The following is a 25293-nucleotide window of genomic DNA, read 5'->3' as shown; positions in this document are numbered from 1 at the left end:
TTTAAATGATCTGATGAAATTCTGTTATTCTTACAACAGAAATCGCATAACATTGTTATTTATTATTAAAGTAATTAAACTGAACAGCAGATTGATTGTACTGGTTTAAAATATCCAGATAGTTTTGACGTATTCCAACAGCCTGACTTAGAAATTGTCCCAACTCTGCAAAACTGATTTCACCCGATCTGTAACTTAATGTAGAAGCTTTTATAATTTCATCTGCCTGTTTTAACCCTGTAGTTTCATAATAATTTAGCAAAGACAGATTCTTTTCGATTTCTGCAATTGCGGAAGCTTTCTGAGTTTGCATTTGCTGCGTCTGATAAAGCAGACTTTTTTGCTGTACTTCTTTCTCTGCCAAAGCCGCTTTTACTTTGTTACGCGCGTAACCTACTCCAAATAACGGAAAAGATGCCGTTGCCGAAAATCCCGTATAAGGATCATTTGCTCCCCATAACCGCTGACTGAAAACCCTTCCTGAAAATTCCGGCATATTACTATTTCTCTGAACAGAGACATTTGATTCAGCAATTTTCACATGTTGTTCCTGAAGTACCAGAAGCGGATGAATACCATTATTTTCAGATAGAACAACCTCTGCTTTTCCTAACGGAATTTCTAAAGGAAGCAGCCATGCATTCTGATTCAAAAGCATCATTAGCTGTTGTTGCTGAACGGTTATATCCTTTTTATTCTGGTCCGAAAAAGCTTTTAGTTCCTGCAGTTTTGCATCGGCGGCAATTTTGTCTAATGCTGCTACATCGCCAGCTTTTAAACGAACTTCTGCCGTTTTAAGAAGCAAAGTATAAATACTGTCCAGACGTTTGTATAGTAACTGTTTGTCCTGCAGGTACCACAGTTTATAGTAAGCTGTCCGCACATCTCTTTTGATTGTGGCATTTAAAAGTCCGGTATTTAATTCAGCATATTTTAACTGTTCATTAAAATAGTCTTTTCGTGCTGCGTAAAGTCCCGGCCATGCAACTGCTTGTGAAATTCCGATTTTTAAAATCCCTGTATTATCAGAAGGCCGAAGATCTTCATTCTCTGCAAATATTCCGGTCTTTGGAATATCAACAGCCGTTTTTACATTTAGTCCGGCAGTTCGAATTTCAGCTTCATTGACTCCAATCTGCTGATTGTTTTTTAAAGCCATTTCTACCGCATGATCCATTGAAATCCTTTCCTGTGCATTTGCAGATCCTAAACCTGCCAGAAAAAGGAGCATTATAACTGTTGTATTTCCCATTTTAAATTTTCCATTAAAATTGAATTTAGAATTAAAAATAATATACAGCAAAGGCAGTACAAATAAGGTCAAAAACGTAGCGGTTATCAATCCGCCAATTACTACGGTTGCCAAAGGTTTCTGTACCTCTGCTCCCGCACTGCTGCTAATTGCCATTGGCAAAAATCCTAATGAAGCTACTGTCGCGGTCATCAATACGGGACGAAGTCTGGTCATTGTGCCTTCTTTTACTCTTTCAAAAATATTTTTCATGCCTTCTTTTTCAAGCTGGTTGAAAGTTCCAATCAAAACGATTCCATTCAATACGGCAACGCCAAACAAAGCAATAAATCCGATTCCGGCGCTGATACTAAATGGCATTCCGCGAAGCATTAAAGCGAAAATTCCTCCAATAGCACTCATCGGAATTGCGGTAAATATCAAAATGGCTTGTTTGAAAGAACGGAATGTAAAATACAATAATGCGAAAATCAAAAGCAGCGAAACCGGAACGGCAATCATCAAACGTGCATTTGCCTTTTGAAGATTTTCAAACTGGCCTCCGTAAGTGAAATAGTATCCTGACGGTAGTTTTACTTTTTGAGCCAGCTTCTTTTCTATATCTTCAACAACGCTCTGCACGTCGCGTCCGGCTACATTAAATCCTACTACAATTCGGCGTTTTCCTGCTTCACGGCTTATTTGTGCTGGTCCTAATTTATAATTGACATTTGCAACCTGAGAAAGCGGAATCTGATTTCCTGTATTGGTCGGAATCATCAAATTGCTTACATCGTCAATTCCACTTCTGTGAATGCTGTCCAGACGAACAACAAGGTCAAAACGTCTTTCATTTTCATACACCTGACCCGCACTTTTTCCTGCAAATGCTGTACTGACTACGTCATTTACGTCCTGTATTGTCAAACCATAATTAGCAATACGGGTTCTGTCGTATTCGATATTGATTTGTGGCAAACCGCTCACTCTTTCAACTTGTGGAGAAGTTGCGCCTTCCACACTCTGAATAACTTTACTGACTTCTTTTGCATAAACCGAAAGTGTATCAATATTTTCACCGAAAATCTTAACAGCAACATCCTGTCTAATTCCCGTCATCAGTTCATTAAAACGCATCTGAATCGGTTGATTTTTTTCGAAGAAAACGCCTGGAATAACTTCAAGATTTTCGGTAATGGCATCAGCCAGTTCATTATAATCTCTGCCTGACTTCCATTCTTTTTGAGGCTTTAAGACAACCATCAAATCGGTTGCTTCAGGAGGCATCGGATCTGTTGGAACTTCTGCGGCTCCGGTTTTTCCAACAACCATTTTAACTTCATCAAACTGTTTGATAATTCGGGATGCCTGCATCGAAGTTTCGATACTTTGATTCAATGAACTTCCCTGTGGAAGAATACAGTGAAACGCATAGTCACCTTCCTGAAGCTGCGGAATAAATTCTCCTCCCATTCTGCTAAAACAGAAAATAGCCATCATAAATAAAAAACTGGTGAAACCCACTACAGCATATTTAATGTTTATGACTTTTTGAAGTAATGGCTGATACATACATTGTAGTTTCTGCATCATTTTATCACTGAAATTTTCTTTATGATTTGGTTTCTTAGATAAAAATAACGCACACATCATAGGGATGTAAGTCAGAGACAAAATCAAAGCCCCAAAAATGGCAAAACCAACAGTCTGCGCCATCGGGCGGAACATTTTTCCTTCAACACCAACAAGCGTCAGAATCGGAATATAAACAATCAGGATAATAATTTCCCCAAATGCAGCACTGGTTCGTATTTTAGAAGCCGACCGAAAAACTTCTTCGTCCATTTCTTCCTGGGTAAGGCTTCTCATAGCTTTTTGCATTCCTAAATGATGCAGCGTTGCTTCTACAACAATTACAGCTCCATCGACAATAACCCCGAAATCAATCGCTCCAAGCGACATTAAATTGGCACTTACGCCGAAAACATTCATCATACCCAGAGCAAAGAGCATTGCTAGTGGAATCGCTGAGGCAACGATTAAACCTGCTCTAAGATTCCCTAAAAATAAGACCAAAACAAAAATCACAATCAAAGCTCCTTCAACAAGATTTTTCTCAACTGTGCTGATGGCTCTTCCTACCAAATCGGTACGATCCAGAAATGGTTCGATGGTCACATCATCCGGAAGCGATTTCTGAATAGTAGGCAGTTTTTCTTTAATTCGTTTTACGACTTCATTACTGTTTTCACCTTTTAGCATCAGGACTACTCCACCCACGGCATCAACTTCTCCGTTATATGTCAAAGCTCCGTATCGAACTGCTTTTCCAAATCTGACTTCGGCAACATCACTCACATAAATTGGTGTATCTCCTGTATTTTTTACCACGATCTTTTTTACATCATCCAATGAAGTAACAAGACCTATTGCTCTAATAAAATAAGCATTAGGTTTCTTGTCAATGTAGGCTCCTCCGGTATTCTGATTGTTTTTATCAAGTGCCGTGAAAATATCCGGAATGCTCACTCCCATTGCTTTTAACCTGTCAGGATTAACGGCAACTTCGTATTGTTTTAATTCGCCTCCAAAACTGTTCACCTCTGCAATTCCGGGTGTACCATACAATTGTCTGGCTACAATCCAGTCCTGCATCGTACGCAGATCTTTTGCATTATATTTATGCTTGCTTCCTTTTTTAGGGTGAATAATATACTGATACACTTCTCCGAGTCCCGTACTTACCGGCGCCATTTCTGGTGTACCGGCGCCTTGGGGAATTTGATCTTGTGCTTCCTTCAGCTTTTCATTAATAAGCTGTCTGGCAAAATAAATATCAGTTTCATCATCAAAAACAACGGTTATTACTGAAAGCCCGAATCTTGAAATACTTCTGATTTCCTGAATTTTTGGAACAGTAGCTAAACTTTGTTCAATTGGAAAAGTTACTAACTGCTCCACTTCCTGTCCCGCCAGTGTAGGACAGTTTGTAAAAATCTGAACCTGATTGTTTGTGATGTCAGGTACGGCATCAATGGATAATTTAGTGGCGCTCCAAACGCCCCAAATTATTAAAAGCAAAGTCATTAAACCAATAACGATTTTGTTCTTTATACTGAACTTGATTATTTTATCTAACACAATGTAATTTGTTTTACGCTTATAAAACAGTCTTTTTCAACCAGTTGTGTCGAAAATAGGATTGTTCGCTAACAGATTGCATAACTGCAAAACTAAATTTACAGCATGCTTTTTAGTGATTCTTAAACAAAAAATCACTAACTGGGTTAACACATCAAAAGAAAATTAAGCGAAAATTTTAGGAGGTTCCCATATACTTCCGGAGTATCTGGAAATAATCTGGCAGTCTTTTATAACTATTTTTTTAAGGATAATAGCTTGTTGCTGAAAATTGAACTCCGGCATTTTAAAACTAAATTTAATAATCGAAACACTGCAGCAGGAGCACTGACAGAATGGAGTACAATGGTCGTCATGATCTTCATTATGACTATGGGGTACCTCTTTCTGATAAGATTTAGAATCTACACAATTATTATAAACATCACTACACGGAACTAAAAAAAGTCCCAGTATATAGATTAATAATATTGTTGTTTTCCATCTCATACCAGACAAATGTATAAAAAATTTTATGCAATCAGATTGCAAAGTGACATTACACCTAACAATAAGTATTAGGATTCTTCTATGCATTCTAAAAAGTTATTAAAAAACATTAGCATTAGAACGATTGAATGAATGCTGTGATTTTATCATTAAGCTTTAATTATGTAAGCACTTATTTCAATTATATAAAATAAAATATTCCAATCCTTGTAATTTTAAATTGAATATATACTAATGATCATTTAATAAATAAAATCATGGAAAACTTAGAGCCTGTTTAGATTTTATCTAATTGCTTTTTACGGCTTATTTTCCGCTATATTTCGTTAAATTTACTCAAAAATAAGTCTATTATTCTTTCAAAATTTGCCTCATCTATCGAAAAATAATCTCATAAAAATCTAAATATTTAAATTTTAAACAGGCTCTTAATTAATCAGGAAAATCTTGAGGAAATCAGAGAATTTATTGAAGATAAAATTGCGGATGTGCCGGGCAGTTATATACTCATTGGCGCAATTGGTTCTTTGCTTATATCTTCATACCTTGATAAAAAAGGTAAGAAACAAGCTGCTTCTGCAATTGGAAAATTAGCAATTCCTATCATCGGAATCGGGCTTGCCAAATACAAAGATGTCATAAAATCTGAGATTCAAAACCAGCTAGAAAGCGTACATTCTTAAAAAAATAGCGTTTTTTTCGTTTTTAGCATTAAGAAATACCCGGAATAAAATTAAAAGCCTGAGATTCGTCTGAGGCTTTACTATTTTAAATTAATGACTCATTTTATTACTGGTAATAATTCAGTTTTGAAATGCCGCACACATAATCCATACATAAGTACTGATATTTAATCGAACTTTTGATATCCGTTTGTTTTTAATCCTGTCTGGCAGGTTCGTTTTGAAAATAAAATTTCAGGTATTGAGTCAAAAACACAACACACTTAAGAAAGAAAAATCTTTCTTTACAACAATTCTTAAAAATAATTTTAAAATTATTCAATAGTATCATTAGATAAAAAACGAAGATGATTCCTTTTTTAAAACAAAAACAATATATTATTAATCAAACAAATGCATTCTAAAAACAACACCATTTTTTTTAAATGATTGTTTATTAAATACGTTATTTTCAAAAAAAACTAACGGCCTTATTAAAAAACATTTGGTGTATTCTAAAATTAATTGCATTTTTGCACCCGAAATAACAAAGCAGGTCCGTTCGTCTATCGGTTAGGACGCCAGGTTTTCATCCTGGTAAGGGGGGTTCGATTCCCCCACGGACTACTTAATTAAGACAAAGCTTCAGAGAAATCTGAAGCTTTTTTATTTTAAATAATTCGAATTTATCCTAATATAAAGATGGATCATAACAGCTAAGGGATTCGTTGCGTGCGTAGCACGAACAATGAAGCCCGTGTTGAACGGAACCGCTCAACATCCATCCCTATGGAGTTATCGTAAAGTTTTGATAGAGAATTTCAAGAGGATTTAGTGTCCTCTTTTTTTTTGAAGTGGTTTCAAAGATGGTTTTGTCGTGTTTTCCTTCACCTTAGCACATAAGTTCCCTTACCCGTAAAATTAACTTTCACGGGGAATTGGCTTTTGGCTACCGCCAAGATACCAAGCAGGTGGACCACGCTGGTCAAAAACTGCTATCCGATACAAATTGCCCGTTTTGCAACACGGACATTTGGGTAAAAAAGGCTTTTTATCCGCTTTTTCCAAGACTTTAACTTGGAGTTTCTCCTGTAAAAGCTTTAGCTTCCCACGCTTCCAAGTGCTGCTCAAAAAACCATAATGCCGAATCTTGACAAAGCGCTTGGGCAAAATATGCAAAGCAAATCGGCGAATAAACTCCCGATGTGTGAGTGTCATCTGTTTTCTAAAGCCATTTTGACGATAGTCCTTATAATCAAAAGTTACATTTTGGGCATCAATGCTTTTAATGCGATGATTGCTAATGGCGATCTTATGAGTGTATCTGCCCAGATATTCCACCACAGACTTTGTACTTCCAAAAGGTCGTTTGGCAAAAACTACCCAAGGCTTCTGCCATAATTCTTGCCGTACTTGCTCGTATTTTATGGGTTCTTTCTTTTTAAGTTTCTCACAAAATTTCGCTCTAAAAACCTTCGACAAGGCTTTGATTGGGAACAGAAACGTACCATTTGCCCTGATATTTTGCCATTGTCCCTCTTTATCAACTCCTCCGCCAGGCACAATACAATGCAGGTGCGGATGAAGGCTCAACTGCTGTCCCCAGGTGTGCAAAACAGCAATCATTCCCAGTTGTATTTCTTTGGCTTTGCCAAATTTTTGAAGCGTTTCCCAAGTCGCTTCAAACAGGGTCTCATACACCATTTTTGGCTGATGCATCGCCAAGGAATTAATGCTGTCGGGCAAGGTAAAAACCATATGAAAATAAGGAACAGGCAAAAGTTCGCTTTCTCTGGCATCTATCCATTGCTCTGATTTGTTACCTTGACACTTGGGACAATGTCGGTTGCGGCAAGAATTATAACTTATCGATATCTTACCACAACTATCACAGGCATCAATATGACCACCCATTTGAACGGTTCTACATTTTTTAAGAGCAGACAATGTGCGAAGTTGCCAAGTATTTAAGCCTAAATATTCAAGTCTTGTTCCTAACTTTCCAAGCACATCGGCTACTTCAAAGAGCGGCTGCATTGGGCAAAAAGAGTATCAAGGGGACTAAACTTTTGTTGGCTAGCAAGTTGGGCAATCTGTAAATACTCCAAAGTGGTTTCTAGGTTTTGGTGTCCTAAAAGGTCTTTGAGGGTTATAATATCCATGCCATCTTCGAGTAAATGCGTGGCATAACTATGCCGAAGTGTGTGCGTGTGAACCTCTTTTTTGACACCAGATGCCTTGGCCACTTGCCTCACTACCCATTGCACGCCTCGTTGCGAATACCGATTGTCAAAATCACCTCCTGATCCATTAGGCAAAGGTTGCCCATTAAAAAGGTAATCTTGTGGTTTTTCGGCTTCGATATATTTTTTGAGTCCTCGTATTAAATGAACAGATAAAGGAACATAGCGGTCTTTTTTACCCTTTCCTTGCACTACTTTGAGTTGCTTTCTATCGAAATCTAAATCTTGTAATCGTACAGAACGTGCTTCCATACAACGCAATCCGCAACCATAAAGCAATCCAATAAGGATTCGATGTTTGAGTAATTTAGCCCCTTGAAGCATAACCCAAACTTCTTCTTTACTCAAAACAACGGGTAGTTTTTTCTCGTGTTTTATGGACGGTAAACGCAAGTACTCATAAGGCAAGCCTTCTGATTTTAGAAGAAAGCGAAGACCATAAACACAATGTTTGAAATAAGTTTGTGAAGGGGTTTTGGACTTTTTCTGCTGGTAAAACAAGTAATCTTGTACTTGTTCAGGATCTAAATCCGTTGGGATTTTCCCAAAATACAATGATATAGAAGCAACATGTCGAGAATAATTATTAAAAGTACTTTGACTTCTGCCCAATACCGAAATAGTACGTTCAAAACGATTGATGAGTTCCTCAAATCCTGGAACTTCTCGTTTAGCCTGGTTGAGAATTTTGTTTTCTCTTAATTCTTCAACATTCTTTTTTTTGTAGTCATATCTTACCGAATTTAATTATATTCGTAAGGTACGAAATCACGGTAAGTGCTACCGAAGGTTTAGTTCAACATATTGTTGTGGGGAAATATTAAAATCTAGATATTTGTATGTTCAATCTATCCCCCAATGCAAGATTCTTTTATCGATATCCTTAAGTTGTTATTACCTGAGATAATAGTAGACTACTTCGAACTTACTTCTTATAAAAAGAAAGATGAAACACTCCATCTGTATTTAAAAGAGATTAATTCGATACCTAAAGAATACAGAGAATCAAAATTAAGCTCAAAAGGATTCTTCGAAGAGATAACGGTTCAGGATTTTCCTATCCGTGGACACCAAGTATATCTTCACATCACTCGCAGAAGATGGCTTAATGAAGATACTCGAAAGATCGTTTTTAGAGATTGGAATTTAGTAGCAGACGGAACTCGTGTAACCCAGGAGTTTGCGTCTTTTTTAAAAGAGATCAATAGATTCCAGTCCAAATGATTGTAATACCATTGCCTCTTTCTATGGAGTTTCTGGTAGAAACCTGCAATGTCAATACAAAGATTTTCTAAGTGATTTCAAAGTTTGGGATCAAATATCACATGCTAAAAAATGGCTTCTTTTTCCACAAAATATTGGAAAGCGTTTATCAATAGACGAAACCTCACTTTCAAATGGCGAACTCTATACTATTTTAACCAACAAATCCGGTAAAGGTAGAAAAGGAACTATAGTAGCTATGATTGCAGGAACTAAAGCAGAAACAGTTATTGGCGTTATTGAAAAAATTCCTCTTAAACAGCGGAATCTAGTCAAGGAAATTACTCTGGATATGGCCGGGAATATGGGATTGATAGCTAAAAAGTGTTTTGCTAATGCTACTCGAGTTACAGACCGATTCCATGTTCAAAAGCTAGCTGCAGAAGCCCTGCAGGAAATCAGGATTAAATATCGTTGGCAAGCCATTGATCAAGAAAATGATGCTATTGAAAAAGCCAAAAAGTCAAAAGTAAATTTCGAATCTAAAACACTTTCAAATGGGGATACCCTTAAGCAATTACTAGCGAGGAGTCGCTATTTCTTGTATAAATCCAAATCGAAATGGACTCAAAATCAAATAGAACGTGCTACCTTACTATTTGAGTTATATCCTGATATTCAAAAAGGATACAATCTAACTGAAGAGCTCCGTGGCATCTTTGAGAATACAACCGATAAAATCATTGGTTTTGCAAAATTAGCCAGATGGCATGAAAAAGTAGATCAATCTGGATTTAAGTCTTTCGGTACAATCTCTCGTACAATTATGAATCATTATCAAACCATCTTAAATTATTTTGATAACAGAAGTACTAATGCTTCTGCAGAATCATTCAATGCTAAAATAAAAGCATTTAGATCAAAATTTAGAGGTGTTAGAAATATAGAATACTTCCTTTTTAGGCTAACTAATATTTATGCTTAATTTTTGCATCCCCACAGGTTTTTGCTTTGATCCATAAAGATTAGGTTCCAAATGGGAAAAGTAATGGTTGGCTTAATCTGGTGAAATCTGTTCCTACCAGAAACTAATATATAAATAGCATTATCAGAATGATTCTAAAGATCATTTTTGCCTTTCTCAAAACTAATCCCCTTTAAATTTGAAGGAAGATTTTCAATACGAACTTCAACTTTATAATGCACGCTTTTATCTTTATGAAAATTGGATGATATTGTATAAGTCACCGGTCCTTTTGAAAAATCCTGCTGGTCTCCAACAGAGGGAGAAATACTGTATTTATTCTTGTCTAAATCGAATTGTTTTAAACTTAGTATCAAACCCTGATGCACAACGGGAATGATAATTTCAATCTCTCCGTGTTTTTTTTCTTCTCCTTTCACTAATTCAGGATGGACTATTCTGATGTCCAGATGAGAAACTTCAGACAAAGGAAAACTTTTTAACTGGGCTTTTTCTAATTCGGGATCTGGTCTCATTTCATTTGAATCCTCTCCCTGGCATGATACGATCAGAAGCAAACTAATAACGTGAAGTAGTAAAAACTTGGCTGTTTGGATTTTCATAGTTAACGGGATTTATAGATTTTGATACACAGAAGGCACTATTCCTGAAATACAGTTGCGCCTTTTTTACAAAAAAAAAATACAAACGAAGAGGTAAATTGACTTACGCAAGAAAACCATGTAATTTACATTCGCACTAAACAATTATTCAGTACTTATTTAAAGTAAACAATTTAACAAAAATAACCTTTCTTTTATTATTAATTTGACTTATTTTTCTTTACAATTTTAAAAATTTTGTGATTTTATATTTATTATTATGAATTTGCAAGAAAAAGGTCATGACTGTCTGCTACAAAATGTGAAGCAATAGCAGTTTGATATTATCGTTTAATTTATTTGCCTGTAGTCATCGTATCGGGAACTATTATTTTAGTAATGCCGAATAGATTATTAAAATTGATGAATGCGTATTTGCTGGTTATTATTACCTCAATCATTATAAAAATGGCTTGTATCATTTTACAATTCTTTGTTTCAAATTATAATTTGAAACACATTACCAACTATTATTTTGAGTAAAATTATTACAAAACAATACCTTTAGATAAAATTTCTACTACATTTTAAACTCCACAAATTTCTTATTGATTTAAACTCTTATTGGTTCAAGTAACCTGATGAGACTTTAAGTTTATGCCATTTATTTATGTGTATTTATGATTTAAAATTCATGATGTAATTCCAGAAATGTTATCAACTTAATTGACAGTAAATCATCCTTAAGCACCAAAATAAGCCTGTAAATTTTGGATTGCATAAGCCAAAATTGATATATAAAACTATTTAATATGATTTTTGAAGTAATTCAGATAATTTCAGAGCAAGTAAACAGCTATCTCGATGAAATTGGGTTAGACAAATCTGTTGTACCCGAAAACATTGCTTTTTTGGAGTCGCAAAATGAAGAGGTTGCGACAAATTTAAAAGATGCTGTAGCACTTACGCTGATTAATTTAGATGAAGAAATTACTTTAAAAAACTTTCCAAATCATACGATACAAAACACTAAAATGATCTATAAAAACAGTGTTGTCAATTTAAATCTATATCTGCTTTTTAGTGCCAATAGAGATAAATATGTCAACTCTCTTAAGGATATTTCAAAAATCATAGAATTTTTTCAGGGTAAAAAACTTTTTACTCAAGCCAATACGATCTTCAACAGAAACAGTAGCGCGATGAGCAGTGTAGACAATTTTAGGTTTACGGTCGAACTTTATACTCCCACTTTTGAAGAGCTCAATTATATCTGGGGAACACTTGGCGGCAAGCAGTTTCCATCGGCTTTATATAAAGTGAGCCTGATACAAATTGAACGCAATATTGCCCAGGCAGAAGGACTGCTTATAGGCGAGTTCAAAGGAACAACTAAAAGAAAAGAACAGTCATGAGTTTTTCTAATATATACGGATTATTGTTTGAGGTAACATTTCTTCATAATTATTTTTTGAATAATGGAGAAGAAACTTTTGCAAGTATGGCAGATGCTGATAAGGAAAAAATGCTGCAGCAATTTAATACCGATGCTTTTACGGAAATAACCCCAACGCTGGAAACCAATATTGCAATCAGAAACCACAAAATGCTGTTCAAAAAAACAAAAACTGGTTTTGGAGTTTACATTCGGGTGAAAGCGACAGATGAATCCGATCCATTTATAAAAGTTCCTATTGATTTGAACTTAAAATTTTTAATTAAAATTAATGATTATCAGTTTGAAAATTATACCAATCTTGATTTTGCTTTTACTCAGTCATATCTTTTCAGTAATGTCAAACCATTGACTGAACCGGTCTCATTTAAATATCTTCCTCTAATAAATGACAACAAGTTAATTTCAAACGATTATTTAGTATCTGAAGAAACTACAGTCGATTTGATTTCAACGCTTGGGCCGTCAGAACAACAAAATGTCTTCGGCATTATTTCTTTAAATCTTCAGGGAGACAACAGTTCGGGAAACATTATTGACAATTTGGGCAAAATGACCAGTCCAAATTTTAAAATTCATTTTGACAATCGAAAAACACTTTGGAAATACATCAACCGTAAAGCAGGAACTGAAATTGAAACCAATGCTGTAAAACCATTAACACGCTCCGGTTTTGTAGAAATTGACCCGCTTACCGATTTTACGCCTTCACAACCGGCAGAAAGTCAATATCCAAATCCATCTGTGAAATCAATAATAAAAATCAATAGTGATTACTATTCGGAAATATTTATTTAATAATTAAAAAACAAATCAATTATGGCAACAACTTACAAAACGCCTGGAGTATATGTTGAGGAAATCGTAAAGTTTCCTCCTTCTGTTGCCCAGGTAGAGACTGCGATTCCCTGTTTTATTGGCTATACTGAAAAAGCCACAAACAAGATTAATGGAGATTTAAAATTAAAACCAACCAGAATAACATCTCTTTTAGAATACGAACGGTTTTTTGGCTTTGCAAAACCAGAAACAACAATTAGTGTTACCATTAATGATGTTTCAACTGATAATGGAGATATAAGATCTATTGTTGTAGATCAGCCAACTTCAAAACAGCCTTTTTTAATGTATTATTCATTGCAATTGTTCTTTGCAAACGGCGGTGGTCCTTGCTACATTATTTCGGTTGGCCGTTATGGAAATGATTTGGATGAGAATGACACTCTGGTTACAGCAATCAATAACAGTGATGCTTTAAACGACGGATTAGCAGAATTAGAAAAGGTAGACGAACCAACTTTAATTTTATTTCCTGATGCAACAAAAGTAAGCGGCATCACTATAACGGATTTCTACGGACTATACAATAATGCCTTAATGCAATGTCAAAATCTTCAGGACAGATTTACTTTAATTGATACTTTAGATTATGATGAATCAAGTCCAACAGATTCTAACATAGGTGATTTGAGAGATAAAATTAGCTCTGAAAAAGATACTATTAAATACGGAGCTGCTTATTATCCTCATCTTGAAACTATACTGGACTATGCTTTTGACAGCAGTAAAATTATCTTAAAACATTACTCCTATACAGCAAAAGCGTATGATCAAATCGCTGAGGGATTAATCTCTATCGAAAATCCAACTTTAGGAATTGATGCAACTGTAGCTAAATTGGTTGACGTTACTACTACTCCCGGAGATATTTCGGGTCAAATAAGTGATTTATTTTTACAGATGTACAGTAACGATGCAACCGGTTTTGATCTAGGCGGAACTTTTGTTAGCAACCCTGCTAAAAAAACAGCTTTCATGAATAAACTGAATGTTGTACTTACTTCTTTAGAAAGTTTGTCTCTTTTAAGAAATTCACTAAATAACGAAGCAAATGCTGCAATCAGCACAATATCTGATGAAGATATGGTTATTGCAAACACCATTACCAGTACTTTGGCTACTTTTAATTCGAATTTTACTGTCGCAAATAAAATTGATTCTGTATATAAAAATTTAAAAACATTAAAGAAAAAAATACAGGACGAAAACGCCACTGCGAAACTGCTTAAAATTGTATCAACTGATCCTGTAAGTTTTGATAAAGAACTAAAAAAATTGGTAGACTATTCTCCGTTAACGACTAAAACCGGAATTACAGTAGCTACAAATAATTTTTCTGCTATCAAAGCAGACCTTCTTGCTCTTTTAAATGCTATTAAATCGGTTAGCGGAAAAGATGTAAATAACGGAGCATTAAACGGAAGAAAATTAAGCACTTTAGAATCTATCGACAATGCGACTTTCAACAAAATACTTACTGAAATTTACAATCTGCCTATAACACTTCCTCCAAGCTCAGCTATTGCCGGGGTTTATGCCAGAGTTGATAAAGACAGAGGCGTATGGAAGGCACCCGCAAACGTAAGTTTGAACTATGTAATAAAACCAACTGTAAAAATAACAAATACCATTCAAGACAACTTAAATGTTGATACTGTTGCTGGTAAATCTATCAACGCTATCAGAACCTTTACCGGTAAAGGAACCTTGGTTTGGGGATCAAGAACCTTAGCCGGTAACGATAGTGAATGGCGTTATGTACCAGTTCGACGCTTTTTTAACATGGTCGAAGAATCTATCAAAAAAGCAACCGAACAGTTTGTTTTTGAACCTAACGATGCCAATACCTGGATAAGAGTTAGAGCTATGATTGAGAATTTCTTAATTCTTCAATGGAGAGCCGGAGCTTTGGCAGGAGCAAAACCAGAACAAGCTTTTTATGTTAGAATCGGATTGGGACAAACCATGTCTGCAATGGATATTTTAGACGGTAAAATGATAATCGAAATCGGTATGGCAGTAGTTCGTCCGGCTGAATTTATCATCCTACGTTTCTCTCACAAAATGCAGGAATCTTAATTAAATCATCATTAAAAAAATATAGATCATGAGTTATCCGTTACCAAAGTTTCATTTCTCAGTTGACTGGGGTGGAACAAAAATAGGTTTTACAGAAGTTTCCGGATTAGATGTAGAAACTGAAGTTATCGAGTACCGTCAGGGCGCAAGTCCGGAATACAGCAAAATCAAAATGCCGGGCATGCAGAAGTACTCTAACATTACGATGAAAAGAGGCACTTTTAAAAGCGATAATGAATATTACGCATGGTGGAACACCGTAAAACTAAACACCATCGAGAGAAGGGATATTACCATCAAATTACTTAACGAGGAACACGAACCAGTGATTACCTGGAAAGTAAAAAATGCATGGCCGACTAAAGTACAATCGACTGATTTAAAAGCCGACGGAAACGAAGTTGCTATCGAGTCTATCGAATTGGTTCATGAAGGTTTATCTATTCAAAATGACTAGTCATGTCTAACTATTATCCACCCGTAAGCTTTCATTTTCTGGTTGAATTCGATCAACTGGGCACAAAAGAAAAAGACCATCAATTTCAATCCGTATCAGGACTTTCTGTAGATCTTGAAACAGAAGAAATTGTTGAGGGTGGAGAAAACAGATTCAAACACAAACTTCCCGTTAAAACCAAATATCCCAATTTGGTTTTAAAAAGGGGGATACTAATTGATTCTGATGTTATTGAATGGTGCAGAAAAGCATTAGAAAATTTTGAATTTAAGCCCGTTGATTTAACTGTAAAACTCTTGAATCAGAACCACGAACCTTTAATGCACTGGAAAGTGGTACATGCCTATCCTGTAAAATGGGCCGTTGAAGATTTTAGTGCCTTAGAAAGCAAAATCGTTATTGAAAGCTTTGAGCTTGCTTATAATTATTTCACTCTTCATAAAAAATAATTTTATCATGCCAATTGAAATCAAAGAGCTTCACATTAAAATAAACGTGAGCGAAAGTGCAAATTCGGGTGCAAAACCAGCTGCTTCATCATCTGCTGCTGCTGAAAAAGACAATGTGGCTGAATGTGTCGAGCAGGTAATGAAAATTATTGAACGAAAAAAAGAACGCTGATATGACAACGACTAATGGTGAATTAAAAAAACTGAAGATCATTGCCTATAGCGATCCTCAATTCAATAATCCCATTTCGGATATTGAAGAGTTCGTTACTTTGATGAATCCGGAAAAGTATACCTTTCATTACAAGATAGAGCAAGATACAACTCAGGCCGCCGGAACGAGCAGTCCCGCACCAAGATTTACTGCGATTGCTCCAGAGGAATTAGAACTGGATTTTGTTTTTGACAGAACTGGTGTTATTGCTGGCAAGGAAAGTACTGAAAATGGTGTTATCGAAGACATTGAGCATTTTAGAAAAGTAATTTTAGAATATAATGGTACCGAACATAAGCCAAACTATTTAAAAATTGCCTGGGGAAGTCTGCTTTTTAAAGGATCTCTCACTGAAATGACCATTGAGTATAAACTTTTCAGACCAGACGGAACGCCTATTAGAGCCATTGCAAAAGGAAAATTTAAAGGTGTTGTTGAAGATGAGTTAAGAGCGAAACAGCAAAACAATCAATCTCCTGATTTAACACATACCAGAATTGTAAAAGCTGGCGATACACTTCCGTTAATGTCTTTTAAAATCTATGGTGATTCAAAATATTATCTCGAAGTAGCAAGAGCCAACAAGCTTATCAATTTTAGAAAATTAAAAATTGGTCAAAAAATATTTTTCCCTCCTCTAAAAAAACAACAATAGATGAACAATAGCGGCGTCATACAAACCAGTAAAAGTGCAGATTTAATCACGCACAAATTGGTTATTGAGGGAACTGAGCTGTCTGGCGTTTACCAAGTCATGAGCATTGTAGTTCATAATGAGGTAAACAGAATACCTATGGCGCAAATTGTTTTGACCGATGGTGATGCTGCTTCTAAAGATTTTAAATTAAGCAATGAAAATTTGCTCATTCCGGGGAAAAAAATTGAAATAAAAGCAGGTTATCACAGTGACGAAGAAACTATTTACAAAGGAATAGTGGTAAAACATTCCATAAAAATAAAAGACAAATCATCTTTGTTGATTGTAGAATGCAAAGACGAAGCCGTAAAAATGACTATCGGCAGAAAAAGCAAATATTTTTATGATGTAAAAGACAGTGATGCTTTTGAAGACATTATTGGCACTTACGGATTGCAAAAAGATGTAGAAAGTACTAATTATAGTCACAAAGAGTTAGTGCAATACAATACTTCTGATTGGGATTTTATTGTTTCCCGTGCGCAGGCTAATGGAAAATTATGTTTTGTTGAAAACGGCAAAATCTCGATTAAAAAACCAGATTTGTATTCAGAACCAGTTGAAACAGTTGCTTTTGGCTCCAGTATGCTCGATTTTGATGCCGAAATGGATGCCCGTAATCAGTTTACCAAAGTTTCATCTTACAGCTGGAACGCATCTAATCAGGAATTATTAGCAATTGAGGCTAAAGACCCCATCGTAAATCTAAACGGAAATTTAGCTCCTTCAGATTTATCTGATGTTGTAAAACTGGAAAATTTAGAGTTGCGTCACGGCGGTCATGTTACCGATACTGAATTACAAGATTGGGCCGATGCCAAATTATTATTTCAACAGCTGTCAAAAGTTCGCGGAAGAGTTAAATTTCAAGGCATTCCTGCAGTAAAACCCAACACGATTATCACGCTTGAAGGTGTAGGCGATCGCTTTAATGGCAAAGCATACATTACAGGAGTTTTCCATGAAATTGCAAATGGTAATTGGACTGTAAACGCACAGTTTGGATTAAACCCTGAATGGTTTTCTGAAACTTATGATATCAATACGCCATCAGCTTCAGGAATAATTCCATCCATAAAGGGACTGCATATTGGTATTGTAACCCAACTTCAGGACGATCCTGACAGCGAAGACCGAATTTTGGTGAAAATCCCAATCATCAATAATGAAGAACAGGGTATTTGGTGCAGAGTGGCTGCCTTAGATGCAGGTGATAACAGAGGCACTTTTTTTAGACCTGAAATTGAAGATGAAGTAATTATTGGCTTCATCAACGAAGATCCAAATGATGCCATTGTATTGGGGATGCTTCACAGCAGCGCCAAACCTGCTCCATTAAAAGCAGCTGACGATAACCATCAAAAAGGGATTTTTACAAGAAGTGAAATGAAAGTTCTCTTTGATGATGAAAAAAAATCAATAGCCATTGAAACTCCTGCTGGTAAAAAAATAACGCTGGACGAAGACAAAGGCTCTATAGTTGTTGAAGACGAAAATTCAAACATAATTACAATTGACAGCGCCGGAATTAAGATGGAAAGTGCCGGCGATATTTCAATAAAAGCAACTGGAGATGTAAAAATTGAAGGCACGAATGTAAATCTAAAAGCGACCGCCCAATTTAAAGCCGAAGGAAGCGCAGGCGCAGAAATGTCATCTGCAGCGGTGGCGATTGTAAAAGGCAGTATTGTACAGATAAATTAACAATGCAATTTCAATAGCAATTTCAAATGAATAATTATGGGAGCACCAGCCGCAAGAATTAACGATATGCATGTTTGCCCAATGGTAACAGCAACTGTCCCTCATGTAGGCGGACCCATATTACCGCCAGGTGCGCCTACCGTAATGATAGGCGGTCAGCCGGCAGCCTGTCTGGGAGATATGATCACTTGTACAGGTCCTCCGGACAGCATTATAGCGGGTTCTGCCACAGTGCTCATTGGGGGAAAACCAGCAGCAAGAATGGGAGATTCAACAGCCCATGGCGGAACAATTATAATAGGATGCCCAACCGTTTTAATAGGTTAATTATGGAAAACAAAGAAGCTTTTTTAGGTACTGGATGGAGTTTCCCGCCAGAGTTCAAAAAGAACAACAAAACAGTCGTAATGACATCTGATGAAGCAGACATCAAAAGCAGTCTAGAGATATTGCTTTCTACCAAAATCGGCGAACGCATTATGCTTCCCAGATACGGTTGCAACATGAATGAACTGCTTTTTGAAACATTAGACAGAACACTCAAAACTTATGTTTCAGAACTTATAAAAACGGCCATTTTATATTACGAACCCCGAATTGATGTTGAAAAAATTGACATCACACAAGGCGATGATTTAGAAGGAGAATTATTGGTTATAATCGATTATAAAATAAGAAGCACAAACTCAAGAAGCAATCTTGTTTATCCATTTTACAAAGGAGAAGGCACTAATATTTAAAGCTATTACCCATGAGTACCGAAAGCAGTCATATAGACAATGTAATTTTTAAAAGAAATGGAGTTAACCAGGAAGAACGTTTTAGCGATGCGTTAGAGCCTGGTAACTTAAAACTTCATGATTTTACTATTGAAGACTGGCTGCTGTTTGCTTATAATTTTGCAAAGCAAGTCAGCTTTTTCGACATAAATAACGATACAAAACCAGAAGGGAATTGGCAGGAGTTTTTTAATTATTTCGGCTTCTCAAAAGAGGATCTTCCAAATGGCATCATCCCGAAAAGAACAGAAAGCCAATATACCGTTTTAAAAGAAAAGATTACCAAAACATTATCGACTGCCAAGATAAATCAAGACCTTACTCCTCACCTAACCTTGTTTGTGTGTTTCCTGAAATTATTGGAACTATCTCAAAACAAACTTAATCTCATCACAAAAAAGCATTTAGACTTTTTTTATAAAGACATACTGCAAATCGAAAAACTGCCTGCTAAAGCAGATAAAGTGAGTATCATTTTTGAACTGGCAAAAAAAATAGCCGAAGAAAAAATCGCTGCAAACACAGAACTTGACGCAGGCAAAGATCCCGATGGCAAAAAATTAATATACAAAACCACCGAAGAATTTATTGCCAACAAAGCCAATATCGCTTATCTAAAAAGTGTGTATAATGATATTGATTTGGGCGAAATTAAATACAGTGATATTGCCAATTCTCTGGATGGAAAAGGCGAGCCTTTAAAAGAAGAATCTCCTTATTGGTTTCCTTTTGGATACACTACAGAGGAAAAGAAATACCCAGAATTAAGCGATGCCAAGTTAGGTTTTGCAATAGCTTCAGAATTATTTAATCTAAAAGAAGGTGAAAGAAGTATTGACATCACCATTACTTTTGATGGAGATTTAAGTTTTCATCATCCATTCGACACAGCTGATCTTTTGGAAAACGTCAGCATTTTGTATAGTGGTAAAAAAGGATGGATTGGAAATTTCAAACTCAGCACAGCGATTGCTTTTAAAAATGTAAATCAATCTTCAAACATTGGCGGCAATCAATTAAGATTAGTTTTTCAGATCTCGAAAGACAATCCGGCAATTATGAACTACGATCAGAAAATTTTAGGCGAATTTTTCTCGACAGAACTGCCTGTAATTCGGTTTTTAATTGATACGCAAGATCAAAAAGGACATACTCTTTTTAGAGCTTTAGTTACAAAAGCAATAACCAGCATTACGGCAAAAGTTGAAATTAAAGATGTAAAATCTCTAGTATTAGAAAGTGATACCGGACTGCTTAATGCGGCAAAACCCTTTTTCCCTTTTACAACCCAGCCTGAAAAAAACAGTTCCTTTATCATAAACTATCCTGAAATTTTTTCTAAAAAATGGACAGATGCCTATATTAACATAAAGTGGAAAAACACTCCTTTATCATTTGTAACTCATTATGCTGCTTACAAAAATAGTTTTCTTGAAACTATAAGTAAACAGGGTTTTATTGATGCCATTTTCAAAAAGGACACCGTTAACAACTTAATGAATGCCAACCAGCCTGAAGATGGAATTGCTAAAAAAAACAATTCGGAAATAAAAGCTCCTGTAGAAATAAACGATTCAATAGAAGCTGTTGCAGAAAAAACTGAATCACGTGAAATAAACCCAGACGATGGGATTGTTATAGAAGATTATTTTAAAGCAACCTTATCTGTTTTAAACAAAGAAGTTTGGGACGAACAAGAGAAAGCGGTTAATTTATTTGATGATGATGATGAGAAAGAAAAAGCATTTGAATCTAATATCAATGTAAAAGGCGGTTATGAACTTGGCAAAAGCGGTCCTATAAGATTGACATTAAATCAATCCTTTTTGCATTCACTATTTCCAAAAGTATATACTTTGGCTATAATGAATGTGGCGACTGACCCAAACACACCAATTCCAAATGAGCCTTACACACCAGTTGTAGAAAGCATAAGTTTGAATTATTCTGCTGAAGAAAGTATTGATTTTACGGTTTCTGGCTACGAGTCTAACCGAATAAAATTGTTTCACGAAGCTCCGTTTGGTCAGCAGGAAGAGCATTCTTATTTGAAACAACAAGCCATCAATAAAGAAATTTTAGATGCAGCTACACCCATTACCAATTGTCTGGTTCCTGATTATTGCAATGGAGGCGAATTTTATGTAGGCCTTCAGGATGCCGAAATATCGCAGCAAATTTCATTATTATTTCAAATACTGGAAGGAAGCGAAAATATTAATGTAGCCACTTTTACAGGAAAGCAAAAAGTAGAATGGTACATATTATGCGACAACTATTGGAAAAATCTTGATAAGGATATTTTGGCAAATGGTATCGATAATTTTTTAAAATCGGGTATCGTGAAATTTAATATTCCAAAACAGGCAACAAATGACAATACGCTGTTTCCGGCTAATACTATTTGGGTAAAAGCAAAAATGCACAAAGACTATGATGCTGTTTGCAAAGTTATCGATGTGAAAACTCAGGTTGTTACCGCTCAATTTTTTGACAACAATAATAATTTAGCGCATTTAGACAGTACATTGCCTGCTAAAACCATCTCTAAATTAATTACCAGAGTTCCGCAGATTAAAAGCGTTGAACAGCCTTTTAATTCGTTTGATGGAAAACCCTTAGAGTCAGATCCCTCCTATTATCTGCGTGTAAGCGAACGCCTTCGTCACAAAAACAGGGCTATAACACTTTGGGATTATGAACATCTTATTTTACAGGAATTTCCAAATGTTTTTAGAGTAAAATGCCTTAACCATACTTTTATTTCGGGTACAAACACCTCGTTTTTATCTCCGGGAAAAGTAACGGTGGTTGTAATTCCGGATATCGTAGACAAAAATGTATTCGATATTTATGAGCCAAGAGTAAGCACTGCTGCATTAAACAGCATAGAGAGTTTTATTAATTCTAAAAACTCAATGTTAGTATCTGCAAAAGTAATTAATCCTGATTATGAAAAAGTTATCATAAAACTGGATGTAAAGTTTTATCCACAGTATGATGAGAATTTTTATAAAAAACAACTCAATGAAGATCTTATAAAATTTTTATCTCCCTGGGCATTTGATACTTCAAAGCAAATCATATTTGGGGTTGAACTTCAGCGTAGTGTTGTTATAGAATATATCGAAAATTTATATTACGTCGATTTTTTATCTAAGCTGGAAATGGCCATTTATATCGATAAAAAAACAGATAAAGAACATCCTAAACCATTAGAAGATACCGAAAACAACAAGGACAATGTAAATCTTTTAGACTTTCAAACTACACTGTCTCCATCGAGCCCAAAAAACATTTTAGTTTCGGTTAAAAACCATATTATCAGTACCAATATAATCACTTGCAAAATAACAACCCCAGAAGAACCTGAAAAATGTCAATACTAAACCAACATATCACCATTCCTAAAAATTCAGCTACTGAGGATGATTTGGATTTCTTTTACTTAAGGAAAAAAGGAATTGAATATATCGAGTCTTTTGGCAGCAAATTTTGGACCGATTTTAATGAGCATGATCCAGGTATCACGATGCTGGAAATGCTTTGCTATGCCGTTTCGGATCTCGGCATGAGACTCAATCTTCCTATAGAAAATATATTAGCATCTGATGATCGTAATAAAGGTATTCCGAAACAATTTTTTAAAGCTTCAGAAGTATTATCATCAAGCCCTGTAACGCAAAATGATTACCGAAAACTATTTATAGACATAAAAGGAGTTCGAAACTGCTGGCTTGTCAAACATGAGAAAAAAGTATATGTAGACTGCAAAAAAAATCAACTTTCTTATGATGTTAAGGATTATAATAATTTACCGGAAAATTTAAGAAAAACCTTTGACCTTAATGGTTTGTATGATTTGTATGTAGATTTTGAAAGCTCTAAACCTTCCGAAATAGAAATCGTTAAAGAAGAAATAAGAAAGCAGTATCATGCCAACAGAAACCTTTGCGAAGATCTTGTTGATATCAAAAAAGTGGTAGACTACCCTATAAAAATATGTGCTGATATTGAAGTAAATACTGAGGCCGATGAAGAACTGGTACATGCCAATGTTATTCATGCTCTTGAAAGTTACTTATCGACAACGGTCAATTTTTATTCGCTAAAGCAAATGATTGACAAAGGATATTCGACTTTGGAAATTTTTGACGGTCCATCTTTAGAAAACGGATTTATTGATACAAAAGAATTACTTACCGCTGATTTGAGAAACGAAGTGCGCCTTTCTGATATTATGAGAATAATAATGTCGGTACCGGATGTAATTTTAATAAAAGATATTTATTTAGGAAATTGCGGAGGCGATGATTTAGAAAACAAATGGCTAATTTGCCTTGCTCCTTACCAAAAACCTGTTATTTGTGCTAAAAGTGTTTTCAATTACAACAAAGGATTATTGCCTCTTAATATCAATCAGGCTCAGGTAAAAATTTATTTAGATGCCATAAAAGCCGAAAAAGACAAAGCCACAACCAATGCCAGCCAGGATAAAGAATTAGATATCCCAAATGGCGAATATCTTAATAGTGACATTTATACAACCATACAAAATGATTTTCCTGAAACCTATGGTATTGGCGAAGTGGGACTTCCATCGAGAGCCTCTGTTGAGCGTAAAGCTAAAGCAAAACAATTAAAAGGATATCTTTTATTTTTTGATCAGGTATTAGGAAGTTATTTTAAACAATTAGGTCAGGTAAGCGAATTGCTTTCTGTGAGCGGAAATTTGACCCGAACTCTTTTTACTCAAGTCGTTAAAGACATTGAAAGCGCAGATGACATTGTAAACGGATATGAAAATTACACGGATGATTCTATTACCGAACTGCTTTTTGACCAGCAGGACAATAATATTGAACGAAGAAATAAAATTTTAGACCACCTCCTGTCACGTTTTGCCGAAAATTTTTCGGAATACGTATTTGTCAACAAGACGATTTATGGAAATACCACAGATCAAGTCGTTTTGCGCGACAAAGAAAACTTTTTGAAAGATTATAAAGCAGTAAGCAAAGACCGTGGCAATGCTTTTGATTATTATAAACAGCCTATTGCTAATTTATGGGATACTAATAATGTTTCTGGAGCAGAAAAAAGGATTTCAAGACTCATTGGTATTAAAGATTACAGTCGCAGAAACCTTTCTAATTCATTTGTCGAAATGTATAATTTTATTGATACAGACAATCAATCTGTCTATAGATGGCGTATTGTAGATACTAATAAGGATATTGTACTTTCTTCTACAGCAGAATACTTCGATACTTCTGCAGCAAATAAGGAGCTTTATTTTTCCGTACTGCAGATTATTCAGACGCGGGAATATAAAATAAAGGAGGCTTTTAAAAACGGAACAATAAAGGATTTATCCATCATCGATAATATTTTAATCCAACAGTCAGACACAGGAAAATATTCTTACGATATTATAAATCAAGCCATTAAAGACAAGAAAAATCCAAACCGTATTATTGCCCGCCGATATGAATACTATGATAATTTACCTGATTTAGAAAAATCGATTCTGGACTTGATTCAATTCATGAAAGAAGATTTTACCGAGGAGGGAATCTTTTTGATAGAACACATGATGCTCCGTCCAGATGTCAATCAGACAACAGTAAATCCGGATACGTTCATGCCTATCTGCGCTGATGAATGCGGTGACTGCGAACCCATAGATCCCTACTCTTACCGTGTAAGTGTAGTGCTGCCGGGATATACATTGCGATTTGCCAATACCGATTTTAGAAATTATATAGAAAAAATTATTAAAGAAGAATTGCCGGCTCACGTTCTGGCAAAAGTTTGCTGGGTTGGATATAGGGAAAAAGATGTAAAAGACCCCGCTGAAAACCAGCTTGTTCAGTTTGAAAAAACATATAAAGACTACTTAATCGCCAAAACTAATTTGAATCAGGAACAGCCTGAACCGCAATTAATCAGTTTTATTAAATCACTTACCAGTCTGGACAATGTTTACCCAACAGGACGACTATTTGACTGCAGTGATGAAAACGAGCGATTGTCAGACAAAATTATACTAGGAAAAACGAATTTAGGATCACTATAAAAAC

The 25293-nt window shown here is 35.4% G+C and carries 20 protein-coding genes and 1 tRNA gene; 15 read left to right on the top strand and 6 right to left on the bottom strand.

The window, feature by feature from the left end:
- Positions 1–55: 55 nt before the first annotated feature.
- From ACNC7R_RS09405 to ACNC7R_RS09395, 3 genes are all read right to left on the bottom strand, one after another.
- Positions 56–4372, bottom strand: a complete 4317-nt coding sequence (locus tag ACNC7R_RS09405) for a CusA/CzcA family heavy metal efflux RND transporter (RefSeq protein WP_417940734.1) — start codon at positions 4370–4372, stop codon at positions 56–58.
- A gap of 165 nt (positions 4373–4537) precedes the next feature.
- Positions 4538–4861, bottom strand: coding sequence for a DUF6660 family protein (locus ACNC7R_RS09400; protein ID WP_417940732.1), 324 nt, complete (start codon positions 4859–4861; stop codon positions 4538–4540).
- 499 nt (positions 4862–5360) lie between these two features.
- A complete protein-coding gene (locus ACNC7R_RS09395) occupies positions 5361–5501 on the bottom strand; it encodes a hypothetical protein (RefSeq protein ID WP_417940730.1) in 141 nt (46 codons plus the stop codon).
- Positions 5502–6078: 577 nt separating this feature from the next.
- Here ACNC7R_RS09395 and ACNC7R_RS09390 point away from each other — a divergent pair.
- A tRNA-Glu gene (locus ACNC7R_RS09390) sits at positions 6079–6150 on the top strand.
- Positions 6151–6444: 294 nt separating this feature from the next.
- Here ACNC7R_RS09390 and ACNC7R_RS09385 read toward each other — a convergent pair.
- A complete protein-coding gene (locus ACNC7R_RS09385) occupies positions 6445–7560 on the bottom strand; it encodes an IS91 family transposase (protein ID WP_417940369.1) in 1116 nt (371 codons plus the stop codon).
- A complete protein-coding gene (locus ACNC7R_RS09380; protein ID WP_417940368.1) occupies positions 7539–8378 on the bottom strand; it encodes a tyrosine-type recombinase/integrase in 840 nt (279 codons plus the stop codon). Before ACNC7R_RS09380 ends, ACNC7R_RS09385 begins: the two co-directional genes overlap by 22 nt.
- Positions 8379–8624: 246 nt before the next feature.
- Here ACNC7R_RS09380 and ACNC7R_RS09375 point away from each other — a divergent pair, with 246 nt between their 5' ends.
- Positions 8625–8990, top strand: coding sequence for a transposase (locus tag ACNC7R_RS09375; RefSeq protein ID WP_417939511.1), 366 nt, complete (start codon positions 8625–8627; stop codon positions 8988–8990).
- The gene (locus tag ACNC7R_RS09370; protein ID WP_417943130.1) at positions 8971–9954 is read left to right on the top strand and encodes an ISL3 family transposase; all 984 of its coding nucleotides are present in this window, start codon (positions 8971–8973) and stop codon (positions 9952–9954) included. Before ACNC7R_RS09375 ends, ACNC7R_RS09370 begins: the two co-directional genes overlap by 20 nt.
- Positions 9955–10088: 134 nt before the next feature.
- Here ACNC7R_RS09370 and ACNC7R_RS09365 read toward each other — a convergent pair whose 3' ends face one another.
- Complete coding sequence (locus ACNC7R_RS09365) at positions 10089–10556, bottom strand: hypothetical protein (RefSeq protein WP_417940729.1); 468 nt, start codon at positions 10554–10556, stop codon at positions 10089–10091.
- Positions 10557–11347: 791 nt separating this feature from the next.
- Between ACNC7R_RS09365 and ACNC7R_RS09360 the strand changes: the two genes are divergently transcribed.
- The 12 genes from ACNC7R_RS09360 to ACNC7R_RS09305 are packed head-to-tail and all read left to right on the top strand — an operon-like array spanning position 11348 to position 25289.
- Positions 11348–11950 carry a DUF4255 domain-containing protein gene (locus tag ACNC7R_RS09360; RefSeq protein WP_417940727.1) on the top strand — a complete coding sequence of 201 codons (603 nt, stop codon included), beginning with the start codon at positions 11348–11350 and terminating at the stop codon, positions 11948–11950.
- The gene (locus tag ACNC7R_RS09355; protein ID WP_417940725.1) at positions 11947–12789 is read left to right on the top strand and encodes a hypothetical protein; all 843 of its coding nucleotides are present in this window, start codon (positions 11947–11949) and stop codon (positions 12787–12789) included. The genes ACNC7R_RS09360 and ACNC7R_RS09355 overlap by 4 nt, the downstream gene beginning before the upstream one ends.
- 21 nt (positions 12790–12810) lie before the next feature.
- Positions 12811–14910 carry a phage tail sheath C-terminal domain-containing protein gene (locus ACNC7R_RS09350; protein ID WP_417940723.1) on the top strand — a complete coding sequence of 700 codons (2100 nt, stop codon included), beginning with the start codon at positions 12811–12813 and terminating at the stop codon, positions 14908–14910.
- A gap of 28 nt (positions 14911–14938) precedes the next feature.
- On the top strand, positions 14939–15367 hold the full coding sequence (locus tag ACNC7R_RS09345; protein WP_007806487.1) for a phage tail protein: 429 nt from the start codon (positions 14939–14941) through the stop codon (positions 15365–15367).
- Positions 15368–15369: 2 nt separating this feature from the next.
- Positions 15370–15816 (top strand): phage tail protein, encoded by a 447-nt coding sequence (locus ACNC7R_RS09340; RefSeq protein WP_417940721.1) that lies wholly within the window; start codon positions 15370–15372, stop codon positions 15814–15816.
- Positions 15817–15823: 7 nt separating this feature from the next.
- A complete protein-coding gene (locus tag ACNC7R_RS09335; RefSeq protein WP_417940719.1) occupies positions 15824–15988 on the top strand; it encodes a DUF5908 family protein in 165 nt (54 codons plus the stop codon).
- A gap of 1 nt (position 15989) precedes the next feature.
- Positions 15990–16685, top strand: coding sequence for a CIS tube protein (locus ACNC7R_RS09330; RefSeq protein WP_417940717.1), 696 nt, complete (start codon positions 15990–15992; stop codon positions 16683–16685).
- Positions 16686–18431, top strand: a complete 1746-nt coding sequence (gene vgrG / locus ACNC7R_RS09325) for a type VI secretion system tip protein VgrG (RefSeq protein ID WP_417940715.1) — start codon at positions 16686–16688, stop codon at positions 18429–18431.
- Between the two features lie 36 nt (positions 18432–18467).
- Complete coding sequence (locus tag ACNC7R_RS09320) at positions 18468–18758, top strand: PAAR domain-containing protein (protein ID WP_343696934.1); 291 nt, start codon at positions 18468–18470, stop codon at positions 18756–18758.
- Between the two features lie 2 nt (positions 18759–18760).
- Positions 18761–19171 (top strand): GPW/gp25 family protein, encoded by a 411-nt coding sequence (locus ACNC7R_RS09315; protein WP_417940713.1) that lies wholly within the window; start codon positions 18761–18763, stop codon positions 19169–19171.
- Between the two features lie 11 nt (positions 19172–19182).
- Positions 19183–22599, top strand: a complete 3417-nt coding sequence (locus tag ACNC7R_RS09310) for a baseplate J/gp47 family protein (RefSeq protein ID WP_417940711.1) — start codon at positions 19183–19185, stop codon at positions 22597–22599.
- The gene (locus ACNC7R_RS09305; RefSeq protein ID WP_417940709.1) at positions 22587–25289 is read left to right on the top strand and encodes a hypothetical protein; all 2703 of its coding nucleotides are present in this window, start codon (positions 22587–22589) and stop codon (positions 25287–25289) included. The genes ACNC7R_RS09310 and ACNC7R_RS09305 overlap by 13 nt, the downstream gene beginning before the upstream one ends.
- Positions 25290–25293 lie beyond the last annotated feature (4 nt).

This window comes from Flavobacterium adiutor, from assembly GCF_048282555.1.
Taxonomy (GTDB): Bacteria; Bacteroidota; Bacteroidia; order Flavobacteriales; family Flavobacteriaceae; genus Flavobacterium.
The sequence above is the reverse complement of the archived record's forward strand: the minus strand, read 5'-3'. Positions and strand labels throughout refer to the sequence as shown.

Excerpts from the sequence above, each read along its gene's own strand:
- ACNC7R_RS09400 (WP_417940732.1), bottom strand. The coding sequence starts at position 4,861 with ATGAGATGGAAAACAACAATATTATTAATCTATATACTGGGACTTTTT.
- ACNC7R_RS09395 (WP_417940730.1), bottom strand. The coding sequence starts at position 5,501 with ATGACATCTTTGTATTTGGCAAGCCCGATTCCGATGATAGGAATTGCT.
- ACNC7R_RS09385 (WP_417940369.1), bottom strand. The coding sequence starts at position 7,560 with ATGCAGCCGCTCTTTGAAGTAGCCGATGTGCTTGGAAAGTTAGGAACA.
- ACNC7R_RS09375 (WP_417939511.1), top strand. The coding sequence starts at position 8,625 with ATGCAAGATTCTTTTATCGATATCCTTAAGTTGTTATTACCTGAGATA.
- ACNC7R_RS09365 (WP_417940729.1), bottom strand. The coding sequence starts at position 10,556 with ATGAAAATCCAAACAGCCAAGTTTTTACTACTTCACGTTATTAGTTTG.
- ACNC7R_RS09360 (WP_417940727.1), top strand. The coding sequence starts at position 11,348 with ATGATTTTTGAAGTAATTCAGATAATTTCAGAGCAAGTAAACAGCTAT.
- ACNC7R_RS09355 (WP_417940725.1), top strand. The coding sequence starts at position 11,947 with ATGAGTTTTTCTAATATATACGGATTATTGTTTGAGGTAACATTTCTT.
- ACNC7R_RS09350 (WP_417940723.1), top strand. The coding sequence starts at position 12,811 with ATGGCAACAACTTACAAAACGCCTGGAGTATATGTTGAGGAAATCGTA.
- ACNC7R_RS09345 (WP_007806487.1), top strand. The coding sequence starts at position 14,939 with ATGAGTTATCCGTTACCAAAGTTTCATTTCTCAGTTGACTGGGGTGGA.
- ACNC7R_RS09340 (WP_417940721.1), top strand. The coding sequence starts at position 15,370 with ATGTCTAACTATTATCCACCCGTAAGCTTTCATTTTCTGGTTGAATTC.
- ACNC7R_RS09335 (WP_417940719.1), top strand. The coding sequence starts at position 15,824 with ATGCCAATTGAAATCAAAGAGCTTCACATTAAAATAAACGTGAGCGAA.
- ACNC7R_RS09330 (WP_417940717.1), top strand. The coding sequence starts at position 15,990 with ATGACAACGACTAATGGTGAATTAAAAAAACTGAAGATCATTGCCTAT.
- vgrG (WP_417940715.1), top strand. The coding sequence starts at position 16,686 with ATGAACAATAGCGGCGTCATACAAACCAGTAAAAGTGCAGATTTAATC.
- ACNC7R_RS09320 (WP_343696934.1), top strand. The coding sequence starts at position 18,468 with ATGGGAGCACCAGCCGCAAGAATTAACGATATGCATGTTTGCCCAATG.
- ACNC7R_RS09315 (WP_417940713.1), top strand. The coding sequence starts at position 18,761 with ATGGAAAACAAAGAAGCTTTTTTAGGTACTGGATGGAGTTTCCCGCCA.
- ACNC7R_RS09310 (WP_417940711.1), top strand. The coding sequence starts at position 19,183 with ATGAGTACCGAAAGCAGTCATATAGACAATGTAATTTTTAAAAGAAAT.
- ACNC7R_RS09305 (WP_417940709.1), top strand. The coding sequence starts at position 22,587 with ATGTCAATACTAAACCAACATATCACCATTCCTAAAAATTCAGCTACT.